At 43.6% G+C, this 22,716-nt stretch carries 11 protein-coding genes; 3 read left to right on the top strand and 8 right to left on the bottom strand.

All coding sequences use genetic code 11. The features are described from left to right. Positions 1 to 5: 5 nt before the first annotated feature. Both V6R21_RS01060 and V6R21_RS01055 read right to left on the bottom strand, forming a co-directional pair. A complete protein-coding gene (locus V6R21_RS01060; RefSeq protein ID WP_334240086.1) occupies positions 6 to 1,382 on the bottom strand; it encodes a family 43 glycosylhydrolase in 1,377 nt (458 codons plus the stop codon). 36 nt (positions 1,383 to 1,418) lie between these two features. Next, entirely contained in the window at positions 1,419 to 4,001 is a 2,583-nt protein-coding gene (locus tag V6R21_RS01055; RefSeq protein WP_334240084.1) for a VPS10 domain-containing protein, read from the bottom strand. A gap of 372 nt (positions 4,002 to 4,373) precedes the next feature. On the opposite strand from V6R21_RS01055, the gene V6R21_RS01050 reads away from it, so the two are divergent. Continuing rightward, positions 4,374 to 6,242, top strand: a complete 1,869-nt coding sequence (locus tag V6R21_RS01050; RefSeq protein WP_334240082.1) for a sulfatase family protein — start codon at positions 4,374 to 4,376, stop codon at positions 6,240 to 6,242. A 162-nt stretch (positions 6,243 to 6,404) separates the two neighbouring features. Here V6R21_RS01050 and V6R21_RS01045 read toward each other — a convergent pair whose 3' ends face one another. Next, the gene (locus V6R21_RS01045) at positions 6,405 to 8,663 is read right to left on the bottom strand and encodes a glycoside hydrolase family 3 C-terminal domain-containing protein (protein ID WP_334240080.1); all 2,259 of its coding nucleotides are present in this window, start codon (positions 8,661 to 8,663) and stop codon (positions 6,405 to 6,407) included. A 31-nt stretch (positions 8,664 to 8,694) separates the two neighbouring features. Then, complete coding sequence (locus V6R21_RS01040) at positions 8,695 to 10,203, bottom strand: sulfatase family protein (RefSeq protein ID WP_334240078.1); 1,509 nt, start codon at positions 10,201 to 10,203, stop codon at positions 8,695 to 8,697. 430 nt (positions 10,204 to 10,633) lie between these two features. Between V6R21_RS01040 and V6R21_RS01035 the strand changes: the two genes are divergently transcribed. Both V6R21_RS01035 and V6R21_RS01030 read left to right on the top strand, forming a co-directional pair. Further along, positions 10,634 to 12,193, top strand: coding sequence for a sulfatase-like hydrolase/transferase (locus V6R21_RS01035; RefSeq protein ID WP_334240076.1), 1,560 nt, complete (start codon positions 10,634 to 10,636; stop codon positions 12,191 to 12,193). Between the two features lie 152 nt (positions 12,194 to 12,345). Then, complete coding sequence (locus V6R21_RS01030; protein WP_334240075.1) at positions 12,346 to 13,836, top strand: alpha-L-fucosidase; 1,491 nt, start codon at positions 12,346 to 12,348, stop codon at positions 13,834 to 13,836. Between the two features lie 74 nt (positions 13,837 to 13,910). Here V6R21_RS01030 and V6R21_RS01025 read toward each other — a convergent pair whose 3' ends face one another. The 4 genes from V6R21_RS01025 to V6R21_RS01010 all read right to left on the bottom strand — a co-directional run bounded on the left by V6R21_RS01025 (position 13,911) and on the right by V6R21_RS01010 (position 22,695). Continuing rightward, complete coding sequence (locus V6R21_RS01025; protein ID WP_334240073.1) at positions 13,911 to 16,490, bottom strand: TonB-dependent receptor domain-containing protein; 2,580 nt, start codon at positions 16,488 to 16,490, stop codon at positions 13,911 to 13,913. 151 nt (positions 16,491 to 16,641) lie between these two features. After that, positions 16,642 to 18,186 (bottom strand): sulfatase-like hydrolase/transferase, encoded by a 1,545-nt coding sequence (locus V6R21_RS01020; RefSeq protein WP_334240071.1) that lies wholly within the window; start codon positions 18,184 to 18,186, stop codon positions 16,642 to 16,644. A gap of 7 nt (positions 18,187 to 18,193) precedes the next feature. Further along, complete coding sequence (locus V6R21_RS01015) at positions 18,194 to 19,618, bottom strand: glycoside hydrolase family 28 protein (RefSeq protein ID WP_334240070.1); 1,425 nt, start codon at positions 19,616 to 19,618, stop codon at positions 18,194 to 18,196. A 284-nt stretch (positions 19,619 to 19,902) separates the two neighbouring features. After that, on the bottom strand, positions 19,903 to 22,695 hold the full coding sequence (locus V6R21_RS01010) for a VPS10 domain-containing protein (RefSeq protein ID WP_334240068.1): 2,793 nt from the start codon (positions 22,693 to 22,695) through the stop codon (positions 19,903 to 19,905). Between the last annotated feature and the right edge of the window lie 21 nt (positions 22,696 to 22,716).

Here is a 22,716-nt window from a genome sequence, read left to right as displayed (position 1 = left end):
TCTATTTATTTCACGATGATTTCATCAATCTCCCAATTGCCGCTCACCGCATCAGCGGCAGGCTGAACAGCGACCTGCATCAGTCTTTCCTTCAGATCTTTGAATTGGGAAATTGGAATGGTGTAAGTATGAAAGTCGGTGTCATTAGCTTTGATTGGAATGGTGACCCAATCCTGCTTGCTCCAGTCTACCGGTTCGGTAAAGGAAGTCCAGAAACCATTTCCCCTGTCACGGGAAAATATGGAAAACTTCAATGCCTTGGCAACGCTGCTGTTTTTCATTCTGATGGTGATCTCGGAACATTCACGGGTATCGGTGTAGAGCCAAGGAGCACTGACTACAGTCGCCTCCTTTTCAGTCAACTGACCGGCAATCACTCCCTTATGATAGGCTATATCGGTGCCTTTCAAAGCCTGCCAACCCATCGTCGTACTTTTAAATTCCCAAGGTCTGCCGGGTGCCGGATACATGCGGTCATCTTCCGGAATGTAGATTGTCTGATCGTCATTGAAGAATACAGGTTTCAGGCTTGCCCCACGGTAAAAGGCACTGATATCATGGTTTTCCTGCAAGACATACAACTGACCGTGCCAGTCAAAGAAACTCGTGTGCCCTCCTTCCAGAAAGGCTCCTTTGAATGTATAAGGACCATAAAGGTTTTCAGCCATGGCATACCTGCTGCCATACACCAGATAGTACCATCCGTTGCGTTTGAACAGTGTCGACTTGTCATCTGCCTTAACGGGATTTCCATTTTCATCCTGAACAAGGATCTTCTTCGGCTCAGTAGCCAGCGATTTCATATCCTCGGAAAGGGTTGCCATATAATAAGTACCCGCTCCAAAACAAATGGTATATACACCATCTTCAATATAGATTTCAGGATCATAAGGATGAACAGGGACGATGCCTTCCGGCAGCAGAGGTTTACCCAACAGATCCCTGTATTCTCCTGTGATCTGGTCAGCCACCATCACACCGGTATTGATGTTCCTGTTTGAAAAGAACCAGTAGTATTTGCCATCCCTTTCACAAACATCTCCAGCCCAGCAGTTGGGCTTGTCGCCGATATACGTCTGTGAAGGAAGGATATTCCGGTGATGTTCCCAATTTTTCAGGTCTGTAGAAGACCACACTTCCCAACGATCCATCCTGAAAGAGCCTTTCCCTTCCCAAGACTCATCATGTCCACAGATGATGAAGACAGTGTCATTCTGTACCCAGGCATGCGGATCAGCCATGCCATGTTCGGGTACAATCACATCCACTTTTACTGCCTCATTCAAATGGGCTGCCGCTACCCTTACTGATTTATTTTCTGTTAAAGAACAGCTTCCTAATACGCCCATTATGGCTATTACTAACAGTGGTTTCATTCTCATTTTTTCACTGGGTTTGTTTGTCGTCAGCTTCTATAGTTACTTAGAAGTCCAACCTTCCTTTACTGCATCAATTTCTGCCACAAACCAGCCACATCCCCATGAGGCACACCAGATCAGGTTTTCATTGTAGGGGTCCGGTTTTACGTCCACAATCTTATCAGGTTGTCCAAGGTTTTGGTTGATTTTCTTCCATGACTTCCCGCCATCTTTTGAGAGATACACACCCGGATTCATAAACTGATGGGTTTGTTCACCTGCCTGTCCTGCCACACTGATGACTATGATATCCGAATTGATTGGTGAGGTCTCAGCCTGCCATACATAAGGTGCCTTGAAGATTTTCTTCCAAGTGGCACCATTGTCCGAACTTCTCCAAACGCCTCCTTCTTCAAAGGTACCCGTTCTGCGTCCTGTACTGATCAGCAAGTTCTTGTTATGGCGGTCAATAAAGATGTTGTTGACTGCCTTGATCTCGGCGGGCAAAGCCACTTTCTGCCATTTCCTCCCCTGATTTGTGCTTCTGTACAAGCCACCATTGTTATCGTTAGCAGCTGCATAAATTTCCTTCGGATTTTCCGGATACATAGCAATCCTTCTGATACTGATACCTTTATGAAAACCATTGTTGCTCACTTCCCAAGTGTGTCCGCCATCTGTTGAGCGGTAGAAGCCATATTCCCCTTTCGTCAGTTCAGGACCTTTTCCTCCACTTATTTCCGCAATGCCAATATGTGTGGCACAGAAATACATATTCTTTGGATTAACAGGGTCAATCGTCAAAGAATTCTGATAGGCTACCCCTCTCCAACTTGGATTGTCTGCGTCAAAAAGGGTGGCGATATTTTCCCATGTTTTACCCCCATCAGTTGTGCGGCGAAGTTTGCCTCTATGCTCCTGTCTCCAGCTTAATGTATAGATTGTTTGCGGGTCTTTGGGATGAACAGCCACTGTAGAAATTGAGTGTGCCCCATGATTTCCACTGTGATCATGCACCTGCCCTTCTATCTGTTCCACTGCAATGGCTTTCTTGTCAGGATAGTCTCCTAAACTAGTTGTTTGCCATAAGCCATGTTCTCCACTGCACAGCAGGTATCGGTCCTTGATGCCTGTCTCCAAAAGCATAAACCTACCCGGCAAGTTGCTTCCTCCACGGCCTACCCACTTGTTACTGCCAGGAGCGGTTTCATAGTCGTCTACCTGATCCCAGCTCTTGCCTCCATTGTGGGAGCGCAAAGTCTGTTGGTCAATGCCAATCAATATTTCTCCTACTGCGTTGATGGCAATCATTCGAGTCCCTGAAGTCTCGTTCTGGTTATCCATATAAGTTTGGAGATGGGCAAAGTTGACATTGGCATCTGCCGGATTTCCTTTGGCTTCCCAATATTCCTTGTTTTTGCCACTCAACCAGTATTTCCCGTTTCGGGCACAAGCAAACCAAGTCTTTCCTCCATCTTCTGTTTTCCATACATCACCCGGACCAAATGCCTTATCGTGTTTCTTGTTATGAACTAGGTAGATTTCGTTTTTATTCAGTGGATTTACCGCAATCCTGTTGTAAACGGATATTGTTTGGCTTGGCAACTCAGGGTATTGTTGTTTGAATTCCACTTTTGACATACCCAACCAATGGGAAACAGCTTTATGGTAACCGTCACGGATAACCCCATCATTGATTATTGAAAGGTCAAATCCCAAATTGCCAGTTACGTTTATCCAGCTTACACCGCCGTCAATACTCTTATAAACTCCTCCTTTAGCATTGATCGATTTTCCATTTGGTTCGTAAACCGTCTGCTCCACCATATAAAGCACCCACTCTTTTGTATCTGTATTATAATAAGAAGTCAGGTCACGTGGAAGGTTCATTGGTAGTCCGTCTGCACTTTGTTGCCAGTTATTACCCCCATCAGCACTCAAGTACATACCATGGTTGGTTACCATAACTACACTGTCAGGGTGATTAGGATTGTAAACAATTCTACCCACATCCAAATCCTCCGCAATATTGGTGGCTACCTTCTTCCAACTTCTACCCTTGTCGGTTGTCATTTTCACATAACCATAGTCTGCTCTCTTGTGCGTGATTCCATGCGGTTTATTTATTGATCGGTGGTTGTTCTTGACATTCCAGAAATCACCTGCCCCGATCAGCCAGATGTTATCGTTTTTAGGATGTATGGCAATCTTGGTATGTGCATTCCCGATATCATTAACAAATTGCCATGAGCGCCCGCGGTCTTTGGTTTCAAATACCAATCCTGACCTTTCCAATGCAACTCCATAATCAGGATTGACCAATGAAAACTGAATGTCATGTACCCTTTCCAAATCCTTCCCATCTCCATCACTGTCTTTTATGGTATGCCATGACCTGCCATTGTCCCATGTACCAAAAGCTACATGCATGTCAGGTCCCAGAAACATGACACTTGTATCCGTTTGGTGACACCAAAATTCCTCACAATACCCAGACATACCCGGACCAAAGTTGCGCCATGCTACAGAAGAATCTGATTCGACCCTTTCATTTTTAAGTTGCTTAAAATATTTTTTTCCTGATTGAGCATTTCCCCAAAATGGACACAATAACAGAGTTAAGGCAATAGCTATCTTCTTCACGATATATTGAATTTTACTGTACAGATTTCCCTAGAATTATCCTTCATGCGTCAAACTTAAGTGTAACCTATACTATTATATATCTGATATCAGGAACAAACCCATAATTATTAATAGGCTAAAAATCTCTCCCTCATTTTACCCATAATTATCCCCTGTTTCAGACTCACCATTAAACAAATTTCTAGTCAAGAATGAAGAAGTATTTATATCAGAAGTACATGATTATTTTACTCGCTTAATACAAAAACCAATAGTATCTAATAATCCCCCTTATCTAAAGGATAACCCACCTACGAAAATAGATTATATGTCTGATCTTGCTAATAGACCTTTTACCTGAATTCACACTGGTATTTAAACATCAAACAGATGAAAAGAAGATACTTATTAGGACTGATTGTAGTCCCACTTGCCTTATTACTCCTATCTTTTATCAGGAACGCAGAGAAGAAACCAATGCAACCCAATATTGTCTGGATCACATCTGAAGATAATTCAAAACATTATATGAAGCTTTTTGATGAGAATGGTGTTTCAACACCTCATATCGAGTCATTAGCTGCTCATGGACTAATTTTCAATCGGGCATTTTCCAATAGTCCTGTCTGTAGTGTTGCCCGATCCACTATGATTTCAGGTAGCTATGCACCCAGGTTAGGAACGCAGTATCACAGAAAGCTAGAGAAAGTCCCAATGCCTGATTCTCACAATATGTTTCCAGCATACCTACAAAAAGCAGGTTATTATACCACTAATAACAGTAAAGAAGATTATAACTTTATAAAAGGGGATGAAGTGTGGAATGAATCGTCCAAAAAAGCTAGCTGGAAAAACAGAAAAGAAGGACAACCATTTTTCCATGTTTCCAATATTGGTATTTCTCACGAAGGAAGCATGCACTTCTCTGAAGAAGAAATGATGCAAAAAGGTACAAAAACCCATGAGAACTCCTTTAAAGTACAACCCAATCATCCTGATACTAAGATTTTTCGCTATACCAATGCCTATTATCGTGACAAGATTGTAGAAATGGACACAAAGGTGGGGCAAATAGTTTCAGAATTGAAAAAAGATGGTCTGCTGGAAAATACATTTATTTTTTATTTCGGGGATCATGGTGGTGTGTTACCTGGTAGTAAAGGTTACCTCTACGAAACAGGATTACATGTTCCAATGGTTGTTCACATTCCAGAAAAATATAAACACCTTATTGATATGAAAGCAGGTAGTACTGTAAACGGTTTTATCAGTTTTATTGACCTAGCTCCAACAGTACTCAATCTGGCAGGTATCAAAGTACCAGAAGGAATGGATGGTAAACCATTTCTAGGAAAGGGTGTTAGTGCATCAGAAGTCAACAAACGGGATGAAGTTTTCAGCTATGCAGATCGTTTTGATGAAAAATATGATTTGGTAAGGGCTGTGCGCAAAGGCAAGTACAAGTACATTAGAAGCTACGAACCTTTTAATATAGACGGTTTAATGAATAATTATCGTTTCAATCAGCTGGCTTACAAAGAATGGCAATTGCTTTATGAACAAAGAAAACTCAACAACCTACAATCAGCATTCTTTGAAAAACGATCACCTGAAATGCTCTTTGACATTGAAGCAGATCCTTTCGAGACCACAAATTTGGCTAAAGACCCCACTTACAAAAAAGTCTTGAAACTAATGCGTGAAAAGCTGGATAAATGGCAAACAGATATGCCTGACCTATCTTTCTTTCCTGAGTTCTATTTGATGGAACATGCTTTCAAAAATCCATCATTGTTTGGACAAAAACATAAACAAGATATTTTAAAATATAAGCAAGTGGCTGACCTAAGTCTTAAAGATTTCAGTAAGGTCAAAGATAAACTAACAAGTTCCTTATTAGCAGAAGACCCTTTGGAAAGAAACTGGGCATTGATTACTTGCTGCTGTTTGGGTAAAGAGGCAAAGGATTTGGAAAAGTTAGTCAGAACGATTGCAATCAATGATTTTGAACATATGAACCGTGTCCGAGCTGCAGAGTTTCTAGCAATCACAGGACTAGAAAACCCAGAGGAAGTGATGACCAATACACTTTATCAATCCCAAAAGCCCGCTGAAGCATTGTTGATTTTAAATACAATCGTCTTAATGCAATCAAAACTGTATGGTTATGAGTTTGATATCGAGTATAGCAAGTTGTCCCAAAAAGTTCAGGAAGATATCCAAGTGAAACGTCGATTAACATATCTACAAGTAATCTAAAATAACTTATAATGAAGTTCTAGTTCTGTCTCATTATTTCTTCAGCTAAAAGAAAGTCCTCGATCTAAAATAAATCGAGGACTATTACTTTAACTATGCCTTTAAAGGCTACTACAAATGCTTCTAGATTTGTTAATCTGTCTTATTTAAAACTCCAACAACTCATTTTAAGAGAACTAATGCTTCCACCGGTGCAGATGCTCCCAGTTCCCTACTTCGTTCTGATGGCAAAGCATTTCCGATCACCAGCTTATATTTCCCTTTCATCCATTGCTTTACTCCTTCCGCATCAAACAGCTTAAAATCATCAGGACTGAGTGTAAAAGAAAGTTGCTTGCTTTCTGCAGCCTTCAGGTTTATCCGTTGAAAGCGTTTCAACAGGTATTTAGGTGTATCCGCATTTTCATCAACCGGAATCAAGTAAAGCTGCGCCACATCATCTGCCTCTCGGTTTCCTACATTCTTGAGCGTACAGGTAACGGTCACGTCTTCTTTTCCTTTCAGTGTCTGCTTGCTGACTTGGATATTACTGTATTCAAATTCAGTGTAAGACAGTCCGAAACCGAATGGGAAAAGCGGCTCTTTCTCCATGTACTTGTAGGTTCTTCCCTTCATCGAGTAATCCTCATAGGCAGGCAGCTGCGCCACATTTTTCGGGAACGTGATAGGCAGCTTACCAGATGGCGCCACATCCCCAAACAGGACATCTGCCACAGCATTTCCTCCTTGCTCTCCAGGATACCAAATCTGCATCACCGCATCGCAATGCTCTTCAATTCCTTCCAGTGAGACAGGGCTTCCACTTGCCACGACCAAAATAAGTGGTCCCTTTTTGTACTCCACCAACTGATGGATATAGTCAATCTGATTCTGCGGCAACTTCAGGTCTTTTCTATCACCAATATTGGCTGAAGCAATCGCATCCACTTCTTCCCCTTCCATATCCGCTGTAATGCCCACAACACAGATGGTCACATCCGACTCAGCTGCCACATGCGGCGCCCAGTTTTTAGGGTTGATGTTCTTTTGGAATGGCAAGGCACCACTTCTGTAATTCAGTGATGTACCCAAGGATACCGCATCACTGATGCCTTCTAAAATCGTTACCAAATTGGGGCTGATACCGTAGTAACTACCCATCAACATATCGGAGGAATTGGCAAACGGTCCCGTCACATAAGGCACCTTTATTTCCTTAGACAATGGCAGAATATTGTTCTTGTTTTTCAGCAAGACGATAGACTTGCGAGCCGCCTCACGGGCAAGCTGCACATGTGTCTCACTGTGAATATGCTCCGAACTTGTTTTCTCAAACGGGTTGGAAGAAGCTTGGTCAAACATGCCCAATCTGAATCGGGTTTTGAACAGCTGCACCGTACGCTCATGAATCAATTCTTCTGTTACCAATCCTTTTTCCAAGGCTTTTTTCAGTTTCAGGTAAGTGCCGCCACAATTCAGGTTAGTGCCACTTTTTAAGGCTACTGCTACTGCTTCTTCTGCTGTTTTGGTATAATGCATTTTCCATGAAATACCGCCAATGGCACCACAATCAGATGTCACATAACCATCAAAACCCCATTGGTCTCTCAACAGCTCCTGCAAAAGAAATGGATTGGCACAGGCAGGCTCTCCATAAACGGCATTGTAGGCGCCCATCACACCTTCCACTTTTCCTTCCGTGACCAAAGCTTCAAAAGCAGGAAGATAGGTTTCGTACAAATCTTTTTTCGAGGGTTCGGCATTGAACTCGTGACGGAGTTCTTCCGGACCTGAATGCACGGCAAAATGCTTGGCACAAGCCGCCGTCTTCAGGTAACGGTCATCCTCTCCCTGAAGTCCCTGTACAAAAGCCACCCCAATTCGGGAAGTCAGGTAAGGGTCTTCCCCATAAGTTTCCTGTCCACGTCCCCATCTTGGATCACGGAAAATATTGACGTTGGGTGTCCAGAATGTCAGTCCTGCATATTTGCTCCGGTTACCCATTTTCTGGGAAATCTCATACTTCGCTCTTGCTTCAGTTGAAATGGCAGAAGCCACTCGCTTGGCAAGATCAGGATCAAAACTGGCTCCGATTGCAATCCCTTGTGGGAAAATGGTCGCTTTCCCATTTCTTGCCACACCGTGCAAGGCTTCATTCCACCAATCGTATTCCGGAACGCTTAACCTTGGAATGGCAGGAGCGGAATTAACCAACTGACCGATTTTTTCCTCTATTGTCATTTGTCTGACCAAACGGTCTGCTCTTTCCTCCAACGGAAGGGCTGTGTCCATAAAAGAAAAATCCACTTCCTCTGTTGCCTGCGACATGCCCACCTGTGGCATCAAAAGCGTCAGGCAAACGGAACCGCAAAAGCCAATAATAGCAGCGCGTAGCTTTCTGTTTAGTCTATTAATAATTGAATATGTGAATGGTCGTTTCATCTTGTTTGTTGTTATTTCATTTCTCCTCTCATCAAAAAGAAGGATTGCTACCTGTTCTGATCTTCTGGTTTCGGATCTCGAGATAGGCTTTTTGCATATCGGTTACCTTCGCCTGATATTTTTCCTTTTTAATCAAGTTGATTCTCTCTTCCTCATCCTTTTTCAGGTCATACAAGGCAAATGGTTCAGGGTTGTTGCCTTTCTTATCGCACTGTAAAATCAGTTTCCAATTGCCCTCCCTGAAAGCCACTTTTCTATCTGTTCCAGCTTGAATCATTAGCTGTTTCCTGCTGTCTTCTTTTTCTCCCATTAGAACAGGCAGAAAACTGAAGGAATCCATTCCCTGATGCTTTTCAAGGTTTTGACTTGTGAGGTCAGCCAGTGTTGCCATGATATCAGTACCTGAGATCAATGCATCTGAAGTTCGGTTTTGTGCGATCCTTTCAGGCCATGTCACCACAAACGGAACTCGGTGACCACCTTCAAAAATCTGGTTCTTGCTGCCTTTGTAGATATCACTTGATTGGTGACCTGTCTTGATGGTTTCAGGAACTTGTAAGCCACCATTATCCGAAGTAAAAATGAAAATCGTGTTCTCATATACCCCTTTCGCTTTCAAAGCCTTGACCAGCATGCCGATTTGGGCATCCAGTTCCAGTATCATATCCATATGGCTGGAAGGCGTACTGCCCCTAATTTTCTTACCGTCCAACACTTCAGATGGCGTATGTGGCTTATGGACAGCTTGCGTACAGTAATACATAAAAAACGGTTGCTGCTTATCCTGACGCTCGATAAAAGCGACTGCCTTTTCGGCAAGCAGTGGTCCCATTTCAAACGGATTCCAATGTGAGTCTCCCCAACCTTCTGATTTATCCAGTTTTACATGTATGCTGTTCATGTACGCTTGGGTAATCTCCATGATCTTGGAATCCTTGTGAAGCGGGTACCATTCGTTGTTTTCATATACTGAATACGGCACATCCTGAATGCCTGAAGGGAAAGCAAAGCTGTAATCGAAGCCTTGCTGCAAAGGACCGGAGCCTACGATTTTGGAGATGTCCACATCAAGTTCTGCCTTTCCTCTTGCACCACGGTAAATCTCCTCGCTGTCTTTTCTCAACCAATCTCCTCCCATATGCCATTTTCCGAAAAAGGCGGTCGAATAGCCTGCCTGCTTCATCAGTTTGCCCAAGGTCATATCAGTTTCCTTAATCGGGCTTTCCTGATAAGCACCCCAAACACCCCAAGGCGCATAACTGTGGTAGCTGTTGTTGCCCGTCATGATGCTGTACCTTGACGGCGCGCAAAGCGCAGTAGGAGAATGGGCATCACTGAAGGCAATACCCTGAGTCATCAACTTATCGAGTTCAGGCGTTTCCACCTGAATGTTCTGGGAGTGAACCCTCCTGTATTGGGCAATGTCCCCTAACCCAATATCATCAGCCAAAACCACAACCACATTGGGGGTTTGTCCTATGGCAGTAAACCCGCATAGCAGGAAGACCATAAAAAGACTTAGGCATCTGTTTGCTTGCATTTGTGTAAGTAGCTTGTGTTTGGTTTTTTGATAATGCTTTTGGCGTTATACGCCTCCTATTCTTTCATCCTATTTTAAGCAGATATGCAATTGAAATAGGAAATTTTAGTGTCAGTCCTTTTTGCATAAATAGGCGAAATGAAGGCTATTTATGGGTAAGTGAGAAGAATAAAACTTCTGTTTTCAATTGTTCCTTTACTTATCTGTTGCAAGAAACAAGAAAGATCTGAGGGAGGAGGTGAAAAATAAGGCAGAAAAAAAGGGGATTAGCGAATGATCAACACTTAATCAGGTCAAGAAGTCGCTTTAAAAGGCAGGATATAATGTATTCATCAGAATAGCCCCTTTCTTTCGATGGATAATTCACCTATATCCTTGAAGAATTCAGTAAGATTATCCCTTGATTCGTATCACAATTTTTAGTTCCAATATGAAAAAACACACTAATATTCTACTGCTTTTATCCATGCTTGTGGGAGGGATGTTCTCTACTCAACAAAGCATGGCACAAAAGGGTAAGAACATTTCAGATAAGCCCAATGTCATCATTCTCTATATGGATGACCTTGGTTTTGGGGATTTGAGCTGCTATGGCTCAAAAGCTATCAAGACACCCAATATCGACAAGATCGCCAAACAGGGTATTCGTTTTACCAATGGTTATGCGACCTCATCTACGTGCACTCCTAGCCGTTATGCGCTTTTGACTGGAGAGTATCCTTGGAAGAACAAGGATGCGCAAATCCTTAGCGGTGATGCTCCTCTGCTGATCGGCACTGAAAAAATGACTTTGCCTAAAAAACTGAAAGCCAATGGCTATACGACAGCGGTAGTAGGCAAGTGGCATTTGGGTGTCGGAAACGGACAGGTGAACTGGAATGAGCGTGTAAGCCCGGGCCCAAATGAGGTAGGTTTTGAGTATGCGTACATTATGGGTGCTACCAATGACAGGGTACCGACTGTCTATTTGGAAGACGGCAACGTGGTGGGACTTGACCTCAATGACCCGATTGAGGTAAGTTACAAAAAGAACTTTGAGGGAGAACCGACAGGACTGGACAACCCTGAACTGCTGAAAATGAAATGGCACCACGGGCACAACCAGTCCATTGTCAACGGCATTCCGAGAATCGGCTATATGAAAGGTGGCAAGAGTGCCCATTGGGATGATGAAAATATGTCGGAGCATTTCCTGAACATTGCACAGGATTTTGTAAAACAGAACAAGGAAAAACCTTTCTTCCTATACTATGCCCTGCATCAGCCGCACGTGCCACGTGTACCGAACCCGAAATTTGTAGGCAGCACTGATCTTGGACCAAGAGGTGATGTAATCGTGGAAGCAGACTGGACTATCGGTCAGTTTATGAAAACTCTGAAGGAAGAAGGACTGCTTGAAAATACCCTGATCTTCTTCTCAAGTGACAACGGTCCGGTGCTGAATGACGGTTACTTCGACCAATCCGATATCCGAAATGGACTGCATACACCGACTGGCGGTTTGAGAGGGGGCAAGTATAGCCTATATGATGCCGGAACTCACGTGCCGTTCCTTTGCATGTGGAAAGGCACGATCAAGCCAATGGAATCTGATGCGTTGGTCTCTCAACTGGATATCTTCAATTCTGTCAACGCCCTACTGAAATTGGATCAGGAAGCAACAGACAGTAAAAATACGTTGGATGCCTTTATGGGAACTTCTCAGAAAGGAAGAGAAACGTATGTGGTAGAAGCAGGACGTAGCCTTGCTTACCGTTCCGGTGACTGGCTAATGATTCCGCCGTATGAGGGTAACCCTGTCAATGCACAAGTGGGTATTGAGCTTGGACGTGCTAAACATTTTCAGCTTTACAACCTGAAAGAAGACCCTGCTCAGGAACAAAACCTGAGCGAAAAACACCCTGAGATTTTGGCAAAAATGAAGAAGGATTACCTCAAGGAAGTAAAAGGTTTTGAGCCAAAAAGCTTCAATGAATTGACATTGCACTAATCCTGAAGATTTCTATAAACCTGTTTTGCTCTGAAGTAAGTTGACCCTTATGTGTTGACTTACTTCAGGACAAGGCAACTATGCTCCCTTCTTTTCCAACCTCCTAATAACCGTTGGATGACATTTACCCTTTATTAAAAAATCCAATACTGATGAATAAATTAAAATTCAGTATCCTGTCAGTTGCGTTGCTGTTTGGGTTGCAGACTGCTAAAGCACAATTTCAGGCTACTTATAAATCCCTTGATACCCACCAGATGCCTGAATGGTTTCAAGATGCCAAGTTCGGCATCTATACACACTGGACACCCACAACCGTAGGTAATGAACTTGCCGGAGTCGGATGGTATCCTTACTATATGTATGCTGATCGCAGCTGGGACCGTACTGGTCAACCAATGCCGGACTCGCTCAACAAGGGCGCACATTGGGCTTATAATGTACACAAAGAGAAATTTGGTGATCAGAAAGAATTTGGCTGGAAGGATGTTATCAAGACATTTCAACCCAAGTCGTTTGACGCTGCAGCATGGGCGGAACTGTTTCAGGAAGCCGGTGCACGCTTTGCCGGACCTGTAGCCATTCACCACGACGGATATGCCATGTGGAACAGTGACGTTACCCGTTGGAATGCCATCAACATGGCAGGCATCGATCCTTCTGCCGAACTTGAAAAGGAAATCCGTAAACGTGGCATGAAATACATCGCCTCTTTCCACCACAGCCATACATGGCGCTATTTTGTGCCTTCCTATCAATATGACGGGGCGAATCCTGCATTTGAAGATCTGTATTTTAAGCCTCACAAAGGAGATGATCCACTGTCTCCACAATTCAGAAAATGGTGGAGAGGGCTTTTGGATGAATACATAACAAAGTACAACCCTGATATGGTTTGGCTAGATATGGGCACCCGAATCATCCCGAACGACTTGATGTATCCATTCCTAGCGGATTATTACAATTATGGTGTTGCCAATAATAAGGAAGTCGCAACCACGGTAAAGAACTATTCTCCTTATTTGCCAGGCGCTATCGTTGACTACGAAAAAGGAAGGGTCAAAGACGTACAGGAAAAAGCATGGCTGACCGATGATACCATGACACCAGCTTGGTTCCATTCAAGCAGAAAGTCAACCAAAGATGCCAATGATATTATAGACGCTTTGGTTGATATCGTCAGCAAGAACGGCTGTCTGCTGCTTAATGTAGGTCCAGACAGTGACGGCAACATTCCTGAGAATGAAAAAGAAATGCTGAAGCAAATCGGTGCATGGCTTAAAGTAAATGGCGAAGGCATCTACAACACCCGCCCTTGGAAAATTGCTGCAGAAGGTCCTACGGTACTGGAAAAAGAAGGCAGCTTTATCAAAAAGAACCTCGCCTATACCTCTAAAGACATTCGCTATACGCGCACCAAGGATGAGAAAGTCGTTTTCGGCATTGTGCTCGATCGCCCACAAGGCAAATTGCTGTTGAAATCAGTTTCGAAGAAAGATAAGGTGAAAGAAGTATTCCTGCTAGGGTATGGCGGGTCTTTAAAATGGGAACAGACCAAAAATGGGTTGGAGATAGAAATGCCCGAAGAGGTGGCAGAAGCTTTTGCCTATACCTTTAAGTTGAGTTTGAAAAAAGGGATCTAACACTCCCCTTTCTCAAAAAGAAGAAGCGTTGAAATACAGTATTTCAACGCTTCTTTTTTATTTATCAGCAATGATTAGAATTCCCTTTCACCAAATTCACTCTTGATAAACTTGGATCTGTTCTTACCATTCCTGAAGGTATAGGAAAGGTTCAGCACAAACATATCAACCTCATACACATAGTTGGTAGTCGTATAGAATTCGCCATCTCTCCAAGTGGAAATCCGCTGCTCGTTTGTATCCAGCAAGCCCATATCCATGTTGAGCCATTGCAGGGTTACTGCCAACTTGCGATCCATAAAGGTCTTGCGCAATGTCAGGTTAGGCGAGTAATAGCGTGAATCTTCTCCCTGTGCCGTATTGCGGTCTGACAGGTAGTTAAGGGTAAACTGAACCGAAGCTGTTTTCCAGAATTGTAGGGTTGAATTGACATTGAAGGAATAAACCGTCGCTGTGGTGTTCACTTCCCGATTATCAAAAGTTCCATCAATCGCATAACGATAAATATTACCACCAACAAAGTTGGTCCATCGTTTATGCGGCTTAAACTCTGCCCCCACTTCCAAACCGACAACTTTTGCCGTCCCGACATTGGTGTAGATTCGGTTCAGAATAGAATCATTGTAAACGGTATTCACACGGTTGACCAGATTCTCTACATTCCTGAAATAAGCCGTTGCATATACGGATTGGTCATTTTGGAAATACTTATTGAAACCCAATTCAAACAGATCAATAAACTCCGGCAACAGTTCCGGATCTCCCTGCTCCAACGTTTCGGAATGCTCCCTTTCAGGGAATGGATTCATCTTGAAAGTAGTGGTTCTGTCTACCCGCTTACTATAAGCCGCTTTCAAAGCCCAATCATTATCCACTCCATACTGAACAGATGCCGAAGGATACAGTTTCACAAAATTATAGACATAGGTCGTGTCGATAGTGCCGGCTTTATCTTTCAGGTCCAAAGCCCTGTCCATCACTTCCATTCTTGCCCCTAACGAATAATCCCAACGCCCTTTTTTACCTGTCAGCTGTCCGTATCCTGCATGGATAGTTCGCTCCAGATCCACTTCACTGGAGAAGTCCGGTACCAATTGGAATTCGCTGTTGAAGTCATTTCTGCGCTGATAAACAAAGTCACCGACATGCAATAGTTTTCTGTATTGATAGCCTGTTTGCAGTTTTCCGAAAGAAAACGGTTGCCAAGTATAATCCAATTGGAATCGGATACCATTCAGCGGATTGTCGTTGGTATTGTACTCATCCTGGTAAAGAATATTTGCATTCGGATAACCCAAATTCTGGTTCACAGTAGGTCCTCCCAAAAGGGTATATTCATACAGAAACGAGGTTGACAGTTTTGAGCTGTTGCCGAAGATATGGCTGTAGTCAAGGCTTCCCAAGGCAAAATCACTGGTTCGAGTTCTCAGGTTGTGGTTAAAATACTGAATGGTATACAACCTGTTATTATCTTCCCCTACCACAGACGCGTGGTTATCATAGTAAACAATATCTGCCAAACGGTCCTTGTTCTTGATGCCTCCATAAAAACCCAATGAGAAGTTGTTGGTAGAATCAGGCGTGAAATCCACAGTAAATCGACCACTGAAATCCTCTACATCAAAACTACGCTCCCCATCAGAAGGAAAACGGGTCAGCGTATCGTTGATAATGGTATACACATCGCCTTCTCTTCTGCCGCCAAGGTCATTGCGTTGGTAGCTGCCGCCCATTGAAATGTTCCATTTATCCTTTCGCACATTGTAGATGGCATCCATACCATATCGCTGATGTATATTCGCATTGTCATAATTTTCTATAGAAGGCAATCCGCCTCGCAGGTTCACCTGAACAAATGAGCCATCAGCAGCTCCCTTTTTGGTCAGGATATTGATGATACCCGCTTTTCCTTCTGGATCATAACTGGCAGAAGGCGCCGTGATCACTTCTACACGGTCAATGGCATTGGCAGGTAATTGATCAATCAGCGATGCCGCATTTCCCTGAAAAGGCTTTCCATTCAGTAACACCACAAAACCCTTGCTTCCCCTTACCGAAATCTCACCCTGACCGTCTACCTGTACGGAAGGCAAGTTACGCAATACATCAGTGGCGGTACCTCCTTGGGCACTCTGGAATTTTTGGGAATCAAAAACCTGTCTGTCAATTTTGTTGAGTACCGTGGCGCGCTCTCCCTGTACGGTTACCTCGTCCAGCTCAATACCCATGGAGAGCATGATCTGCCCAAGGTTTTTCTTCTCGCCTTTTTTGGCCATGACAATATCACCGATTGTTCTGGATTTATAACCGATAAAAGAGGCCACCACATAATAGGCGCCTGCTTCCACAAATGGAATGATAAAACTGCCGTTTGGCTCAGTTACATTGCCCGTCACCAATAGGCTGTCTTTTTGCTGATAGATCGCAACCGTCGCATATTCCAATGGCGAATTGGCTTCATCTACGATTTTCCCTGAAATCTGTGTAAATGCATCTTTTACCGTAAAAAGCAATAGGAATACGATTACCCATGTCAACTTTCCCAAAATCTTCATTTCCCTAATATTGATAGTCCTAACATTAAAATTTACCCTCAGATGAATCAACAGGATAGCAGATAACCAACCGATATAACTCAGTCTTTTCTTCTCCATGATATTCATCTGCTAATGATATGACTATTCCGCTCTAGCTAGGTATAAATATTGTGCATTTACTAGGGTGAAAATTAATACTGAACAATAGGACTAGCATTTTGAACTTTTTTCCCCACCTCGTTGTGAAACCCTTCTTTCTTCTGCCTACTCAAAATGTTTGATAGTAATCCCAAAAATCGAAACCATAACCTATTGCTTCCTTATTATCTCCTTCAGACACAGCTGCTTTTTTCATCTCTGCTGTCATGGTTTCCAACACCTCCTTGTACTCCGGAAAAATGGTCAGGTCCTGTGTTTCCCAAGGGTCATTCTTTACATTAAACAATTGTGTCACCCTTGAGCCTTTTACATTTTTATCACCTTTCCATTCCCCTTCTGCCTTCACATACTCGATCAGTTTGAAGTCCCCTTTTCTATATGCCCTCTGGTATTGCTTGTAGGCATGGTAGGTATAATCCCTCACCGATTTCTGCGTACCATTGACCACTGGCATCATGCTTTTCCCCTCGACTGACGATTGAATCTCAACGCCTGCCATCTCGCAAACTGTCGGGAAAATATCATGAATATAACAGAAGGTATCTTCCCTTTTGCCTTTGTGCGTTACAGCTCCCCCTGAGATAATAAAAGGAACGTGTATGCCATCCTCATCATAAAGGTTTTGTTTGCCCATCAGTCCGTGGTTGCCGACTGCCAATCCGCTGTCGCCCGCCAGCACGATTATGGTATTCTCATACTTTCCGCTCTTTTTCAGAGAGGCAATCACACGCCCGATCTGTTCGTCCAAATGGGTAATGATGGCATAGTAGTCTGAAAGCTGTTCCTTGGAAACCTCCTCTGTACGGGGCCAAACCGCCAGTTTTTCATCTCGGATAAACATATCCCCATTATCGAACGGGTGCTGCGTCAGGTAAGAGGGTGGTAAATTGATCTTACTGACAGGGTACATTTTCTTGTACTTTTCTGGAGCCTGTCTCGGGTCGTGAGGCGCATGGAATGCCACATACATAAAGAAAGGATTATCCTCTTTATATTGCGTTATAAAACTGATGGCTTCATCGGCAAAAATTTCGGAAGTATGTGGTCCATTATTTTCCGTACCGATAGGACCTCTTTCATATTTTTTGCTGGTAAATGGTGATTTGACAATGTTTTGGTGATCATCATACTCCAGTAAGTAGGCATTGTCTTTAGTGAATTTTCCTTCCTTGTTCCAATCCCACAAAGGCATACGGTAATGATCGACCAGGTAAGCCCCCAATCCCATCACTTTTCCTCCCGAATCAAATACCCTTGAAATAGAATTGCGATCTTGGTGCCATTTTCCCACGATATGCGAATGATAGCCTGCCTTGTGGAATGCTTCAGGCATCGTCACGTCTTTTTCAGGAATGGTGCGTCCCAGATTTTTTAAATGAAAGAGTGACTTTCCGGTCAGCAGCATGGCACGGCTCGGCATACAGGTAGCCCCGGTGAATGCTCCCATCAGGTAGGTATTCGTAAAAGCCACGCCGGTATCGGTTAGCTTATCAATATGGGGGGTCCTGACTGCTTCATTGCCTAAAGCATGGATGCCTGTAAAACGGTGGTCATCGGTGTAGATGACCACTACGTTGGGTTTCGTCTGTGCCCAGAGGTTGCTTACCAGTGTCGTAAGCAGTAGAAATAGCGCAATTTTATAATTCGTTTTCATATAAGTGTTATTGGTGTTTGAGTTGATCGGCCTCGATAGGTTTCCCATTCAGGAAAAAGTGATGGACAGCCGGATTGAGCACATCGTCCAATACAATCGGTGGACGTGCATCCTGTTTCTCTGTAAAAAGCTGGATGTTATCTACCAATACATTTTTGACATGCCTCAGGTATACGCCCGATGCTGGCAGCGTGCCGACCAGACGAAACTCGGGCCACCATTTTTTTAGCACTTCTGGCGTATATTCATTTAATTCCTTTCGATCCGCATCTGCTTTTGTTCCTTCCCCCGACACATGCATTCGGATATCTTTCAGGATGATATTTTCAATATAGTTGTCCGTAATACCTGTGATAAAAATACCGCTGTTCTTGTCGAGCATACGGTTGTCAATACTTAGGTTCTGAAAAGTCATATCTCCCATTTTATCCATCGGGTACAATGTATCAGGTGAGTCCACATAGGCTCTTTGCTGACAGAAAGTAAGGAAAATCGGTCGGGGAACGCTTTTCATAATCAGGTTAGAAAATATCATGTTGCTCATTTTTCCACCTTCGTTCATTTGGATCTTCAATCCGCTGTCCTGAATATTCTTGAACGTACAATTGTTGACGGTCACATTTTCAAAATCTCCACGAGACAACAAGCCAATACGAATACCTGCCCACTTGCTTTCAAAAATACAGTTGGTAATCACCACATCACGACATCCCCTTTCAGTATCAGAGGCTTGCAGACAGATGGAATCATCACTGGTGTCAAAGCTTGAATTCGAAACTCGCACATTGGTACACCCATCAAAGTCCAATCCATCTCCGTTATGATTTACCCGACTATGGATGTAAATCCCATCCACCAGAATGTCGTCACAATTGATCCAAGCTGACGTCCATGCCGCCGGATTGATCAGTTTGACATCTCGCATGTGGATATCCTGACAGTTTAAAAAGCGGATCAGCATTGGTCTGCCTGTTTTTCGGTTAAAATATTTGGGGTGACCATTCCCGTCAATGGTTCCCCTTCCTTCAATACCAAAAGAAAGCGCATTCTGGGCAAAAATCAGGCAGCGATCCATGTGTGGCTCAAACTTGTACCGGTTCTTGTGCGTGTCTGTGGTGTAGTCCTTGATATCTGGACTTCCTTTCAGGACTGCCCCATTTTCAAGGTAAAGCATCACATAACTTTTCAGGTAAATAGTCCCGACCAAAACGGTTTTGCCTGACGGAATTATCACTTTTCCGCCACCTTCGGCACTGCATTGGTCAATGGCTTGTTGCACCGCTTTTGTATCCAAGGTAAGACCGTCTCCTTTTGCCCCAAAATCCAATACGTTGTAGTCGGCTGCCTTTAACGGCTGAACTGATAACAGCAGAAGGGTGACAAAAGGCAGTATTCCCACCGCCATTGTCCTTAAAAATTCTTTGATTTTCATGGTGTTGATTGGTCTTGAATAAAATAGGAATACTGCTTTCAAACTTAATGCATTGAGTTTTTCCAAATCCTCTAATTAACGTGAGTTATGGATGGTGAACGCTTTATATGCTTTCTAATTCAAGCCCTACAAAATAGAAATTGATTGATTGTAGAGACTCATTACATGCGTCTCTACAAGGGGCAAAAAGACTCAATGCATAATTCACATTAATTATAAATAGTCACGAATTCGGCTCCGCTCAGCCAACAAGGTTTTTGAGCGAAGCCGAAAGGTTTTACTGCCTATGGATGCACCGTAATGATGCTGAAATCCGTAAACCTACCATCTTCCGTGGTTGCCCATATCTTGGTTTGTCCTTTGCTAACAGGCGTGACCAAACCGTTCCGGTCAACTGTTGCCACCGACGGGTTTTCTGACTTCCAGATAATCTTGTCATGCTTGAAATCAGGATTTACTATGTCGGCTTTCAGCTGAATGGCTGCCCCATCTTTGCTGTCTGCTACATTGGGCAATGCTTCCACTACCTGTATGTCCTGTCCATCTTTAATCTCTCCCTCATAGAAACCGCATCCTTTGGTGGCTAGCCACATTTTGGACGCATCAAAAATATCAAACTTCACATCCTCGATCTGATGCGGAATGCCAATGTTCCGGTTGTTTTTCGTCCAAGTGAGACCTCTATCTCTACTGATGTAGATGCCTTGATTTAAAGAGGAAAAGCGGACGGAAACTACTAACAGGTTATGGTCAAATGGGGAAATGTCTATACATTCCGTTCCGGCAAATGAGAAGATTTGTTCCCAGGAATCACCAAAATCATCGGTGTACCAAACGCCGGCTCCTCCACCGTTATGACCAGTGGTTATGTACATCCGGTTGGTATGGTCCATCTTGATAAACTGTACACTTTCCACTGACTTCGGTGTCTTTACTTTTTTCCAGTTCAAGCCCCTGTCAGAAGAATGGTACAAGCCGCCTTCTGCAACAGGTTTAAAATAATTTTGTGTATTCTTTTCTGCTGCGATAAACAGGGACTTTCGGGACTGATCTCTTGGATCAAACTGAATGTCATTGATGCGGGCTGGAGAAGGCAAGCCATTGTTTCTTTGCTTAAATGTTTTACCGAAATCCTCTGAGAAGAAAAATCCACCTTGCTTCCCTTTTTCAGCATTTACAATGCGGGTACTTCCGAAATACATGTACTGATTATTGATCGGATCAATGGTCAGTCCGTTGGTGTAGAAATCGTCCTTCCACTTTTTGGTGGCAGGTGTGGCTACACCATAGTTTTCCCATGTATTGCCCCCATCTGTACTCCTGAAGATGTTTTCTTTGTTTTCCTGTCTGTTGGAAGTGGCATACACTGTTTTGCCATCGTACGGGTCAAAAGCCAAGTTGCTGACTGTAGGCTGTGTGCTTTCCACAAACCTAATGGCAGGAATACCATCCTTGCGCTCGCCTGTTGGAATCCAAAGGTGATGTTCACCAGAACCAAAAAGTGTGGTCTCGAAACGGCGATCCTGCGCAATAGTCAATCCCGGCAGATTGCTGTTGCCATGTCCTACTATTCCGCCTTTCGGTGTGGTGTCCTCATCCATCTGCTTCCATGTTTTGCCGTGATCCATACTGAGCATGGTGCTGTGATCGGAGATAATCATGACACTGCCGTCCACGCCAACATCCAAGGCTCGCATGGAACGAAGGGCGTAATCCTTTCCAAATCGCATATGCTTGGAATAATGACCTACTTCCATGTTTTCGTGATAAGGATTGTTGCGGGCTTCCCAATACCGGCTATCCTTTGCCCAAGCATCTTCATACAAACGGGCTGTGTTCGTCCACTTTTTACCATTGTTTTCCGTCACCCAAAGCCTTCCCGGCATAATGGAATTTCCGATCTGTGGATCCGAAAAACCCAAATAGACTGCCTTTTCACGACTTGGATCTACACTGATCATATTGAAGCGTTGCAGGGCATTTTTTGGTAAAACTGGATATTTCTTTCTGGCTTCCTTTACCGAAATCCCCATCCATTTAGCAATGTTCTTGTAATAGTTTGCAGGCACGCCGCCTGACAGTTGTCCTATATCAAGCCCCAAATCTCCATTGATTTTTTTCCATGTTTTTCCTGCATCCTCCGAACAGAATACTCCCCCAGTACATTTAGTGGTTTGACCATCTGGTAGGTATTGCACCTGATCAATCACATAAATGATCAACTTTTTGCTTTTCACATCATAGTAGGCATCCATATCCATGATGATATCATTGTCCAGCTTGCCTGCAGAAACCGACACCCATTTCTTACCACCGTTATCAGTGCGGAAAATACCGTAATTGGAAGCGGCAAATACCTGTTTGGAGTTGTTTGGATTTACGGTGATTCGCCCCACCTGCGCCTTTTGAGGCAAACCTTTTGTGATCAGTTGCCAGCTTTTACCAGCATTGGTGGAACGCCAGAGTTTTCCTTCATTTTCTGCTTCCTTTCCATGTGGATTTTCGGCAGTTACTTCCTTGTAGCTAGAAAGCCAATCCTGTCCCCTGACATTCATGCCTCCTCCTACATACCAGACATCCTTGTTGTTTGGATCAATTGCCAATGAAGCGACTTTCTTTTTCCATCGGTCTTGATCTCCGCCATCGGTATCCACCTTGTACCACGGACAGTTAGGTACTACCTCCCAGCTTTTGCCCATGTCATGCGTCTGCCACAATTCCGAAGACGAAATGGCTAAACCGAATTGGGCATCACTTGGCGAATAATACAGGTCCCGCAAGTGATAGAAAGTAGCATCCCCATCCGGATCCGTAATGCCATACCAATTCTTACCATGGTTTTCAGACTGATAGGCGTTCCACATATCCGGACATAAAGCCACCACGCCTGGCAACGTCGGGTGAAAGCGTAACAAGTTGGCGAAACCGGCATTGCCGGGACCAAACTGCTGCCAAGTCACTTCATTGGTGGATAATACTTTTCCGGTTTCCAGCTGCTGAAAGAAGGCAGCTTCCGTCTGTGCCTGCACTTGCACCGTCATCAGCATGGACAGAATTGCAATTGCTGTTTTTTTCATGATTGCATATTTATATACAAA

It is taken from the genome of Limibacter armeniacum, from assembly GCF_036880985.1.
In the GTDB taxonomy this organism is placed as follows: domain Bacteria; phylum Bacteroidota; class Bacteroidia; order Cytophagales; family Flammeovirgaceae; genus Limibacter; species Limibacter armeniacum.
Note: the sequence above shows the minus strand (reverse complement) of the source record. Positions and strands in the feature narration are given on the sequence as shown.

Excerpts from the sequence above, each read along its gene's own strand:
- V6R21_RS01060 (WP_334240086.1), bottom strand. The coding sequence starts at position 1,382 with ATGAGAATGAAACCACTGTTAGTAATAGCCATAATGGGCGTATTAGGA.
- V6R21_RS01050 (WP_334240082.1), top strand. The coding sequence starts at position 4,374 with ATGAAAAGAAGATACTTATTAGGACTGATTGTAGTCCCACTTGCCTTA.
- V6R21_RS01045 (WP_334240080.1), bottom strand. The coding sequence starts at position 8,663 with ATGAAACGACCATTCACATATTCAATTATTAATAGACTAAACAGAAAG.
- V6R21_RS01040 (WP_334240078.1), bottom strand. The coding sequence starts at position 10,203 with ATGCAAGCAAACAGATGCCTAAGTCTTTTTATGGTCTTCCTGCTATGC.
- V6R21_RS01035 (WP_334240076.1), top strand. The coding sequence starts at position 10,634 with ATGAAAAAACACACTAATATTCTACTGCTTTTATCCATGCTTGTGGGA.
- V6R21_RS01030 (WP_334240075.1), top strand. The coding sequence starts at position 12,346 with ATGAATAAATTAAAATTCAGTATCCTGTCAGTTGCGTTGCTGTTTGGG.
- V6R21_RS01025 (WP_334240073.1), bottom strand. The coding sequence starts at position 16,490 with ATGGAGAAGAAAAGACTGAGTTATATCGGTTGGTTATCTGCTATCCTG.
- V6R21_RS01020 (WP_334240071.1), bottom strand. The coding sequence starts at position 18,186 with ATGAAAACGAATTATAAAATTGCGCTATTTCTACTGCTTACGACACTG.
- V6R21_RS01015 (WP_334240070.1), bottom strand. The coding sequence starts at position 19,618 with ATGAAAATCAAAGAATTTTTAAGGACAATGGCGGTGGGAATACTGCCT.
- V6R21_RS01010 (WP_334240068.1), bottom strand. The coding sequence starts at position 22,695 with ATGAAAAAAACAGCAATTGCAATTCTGTCCATGCTGATGACGGTGCAA.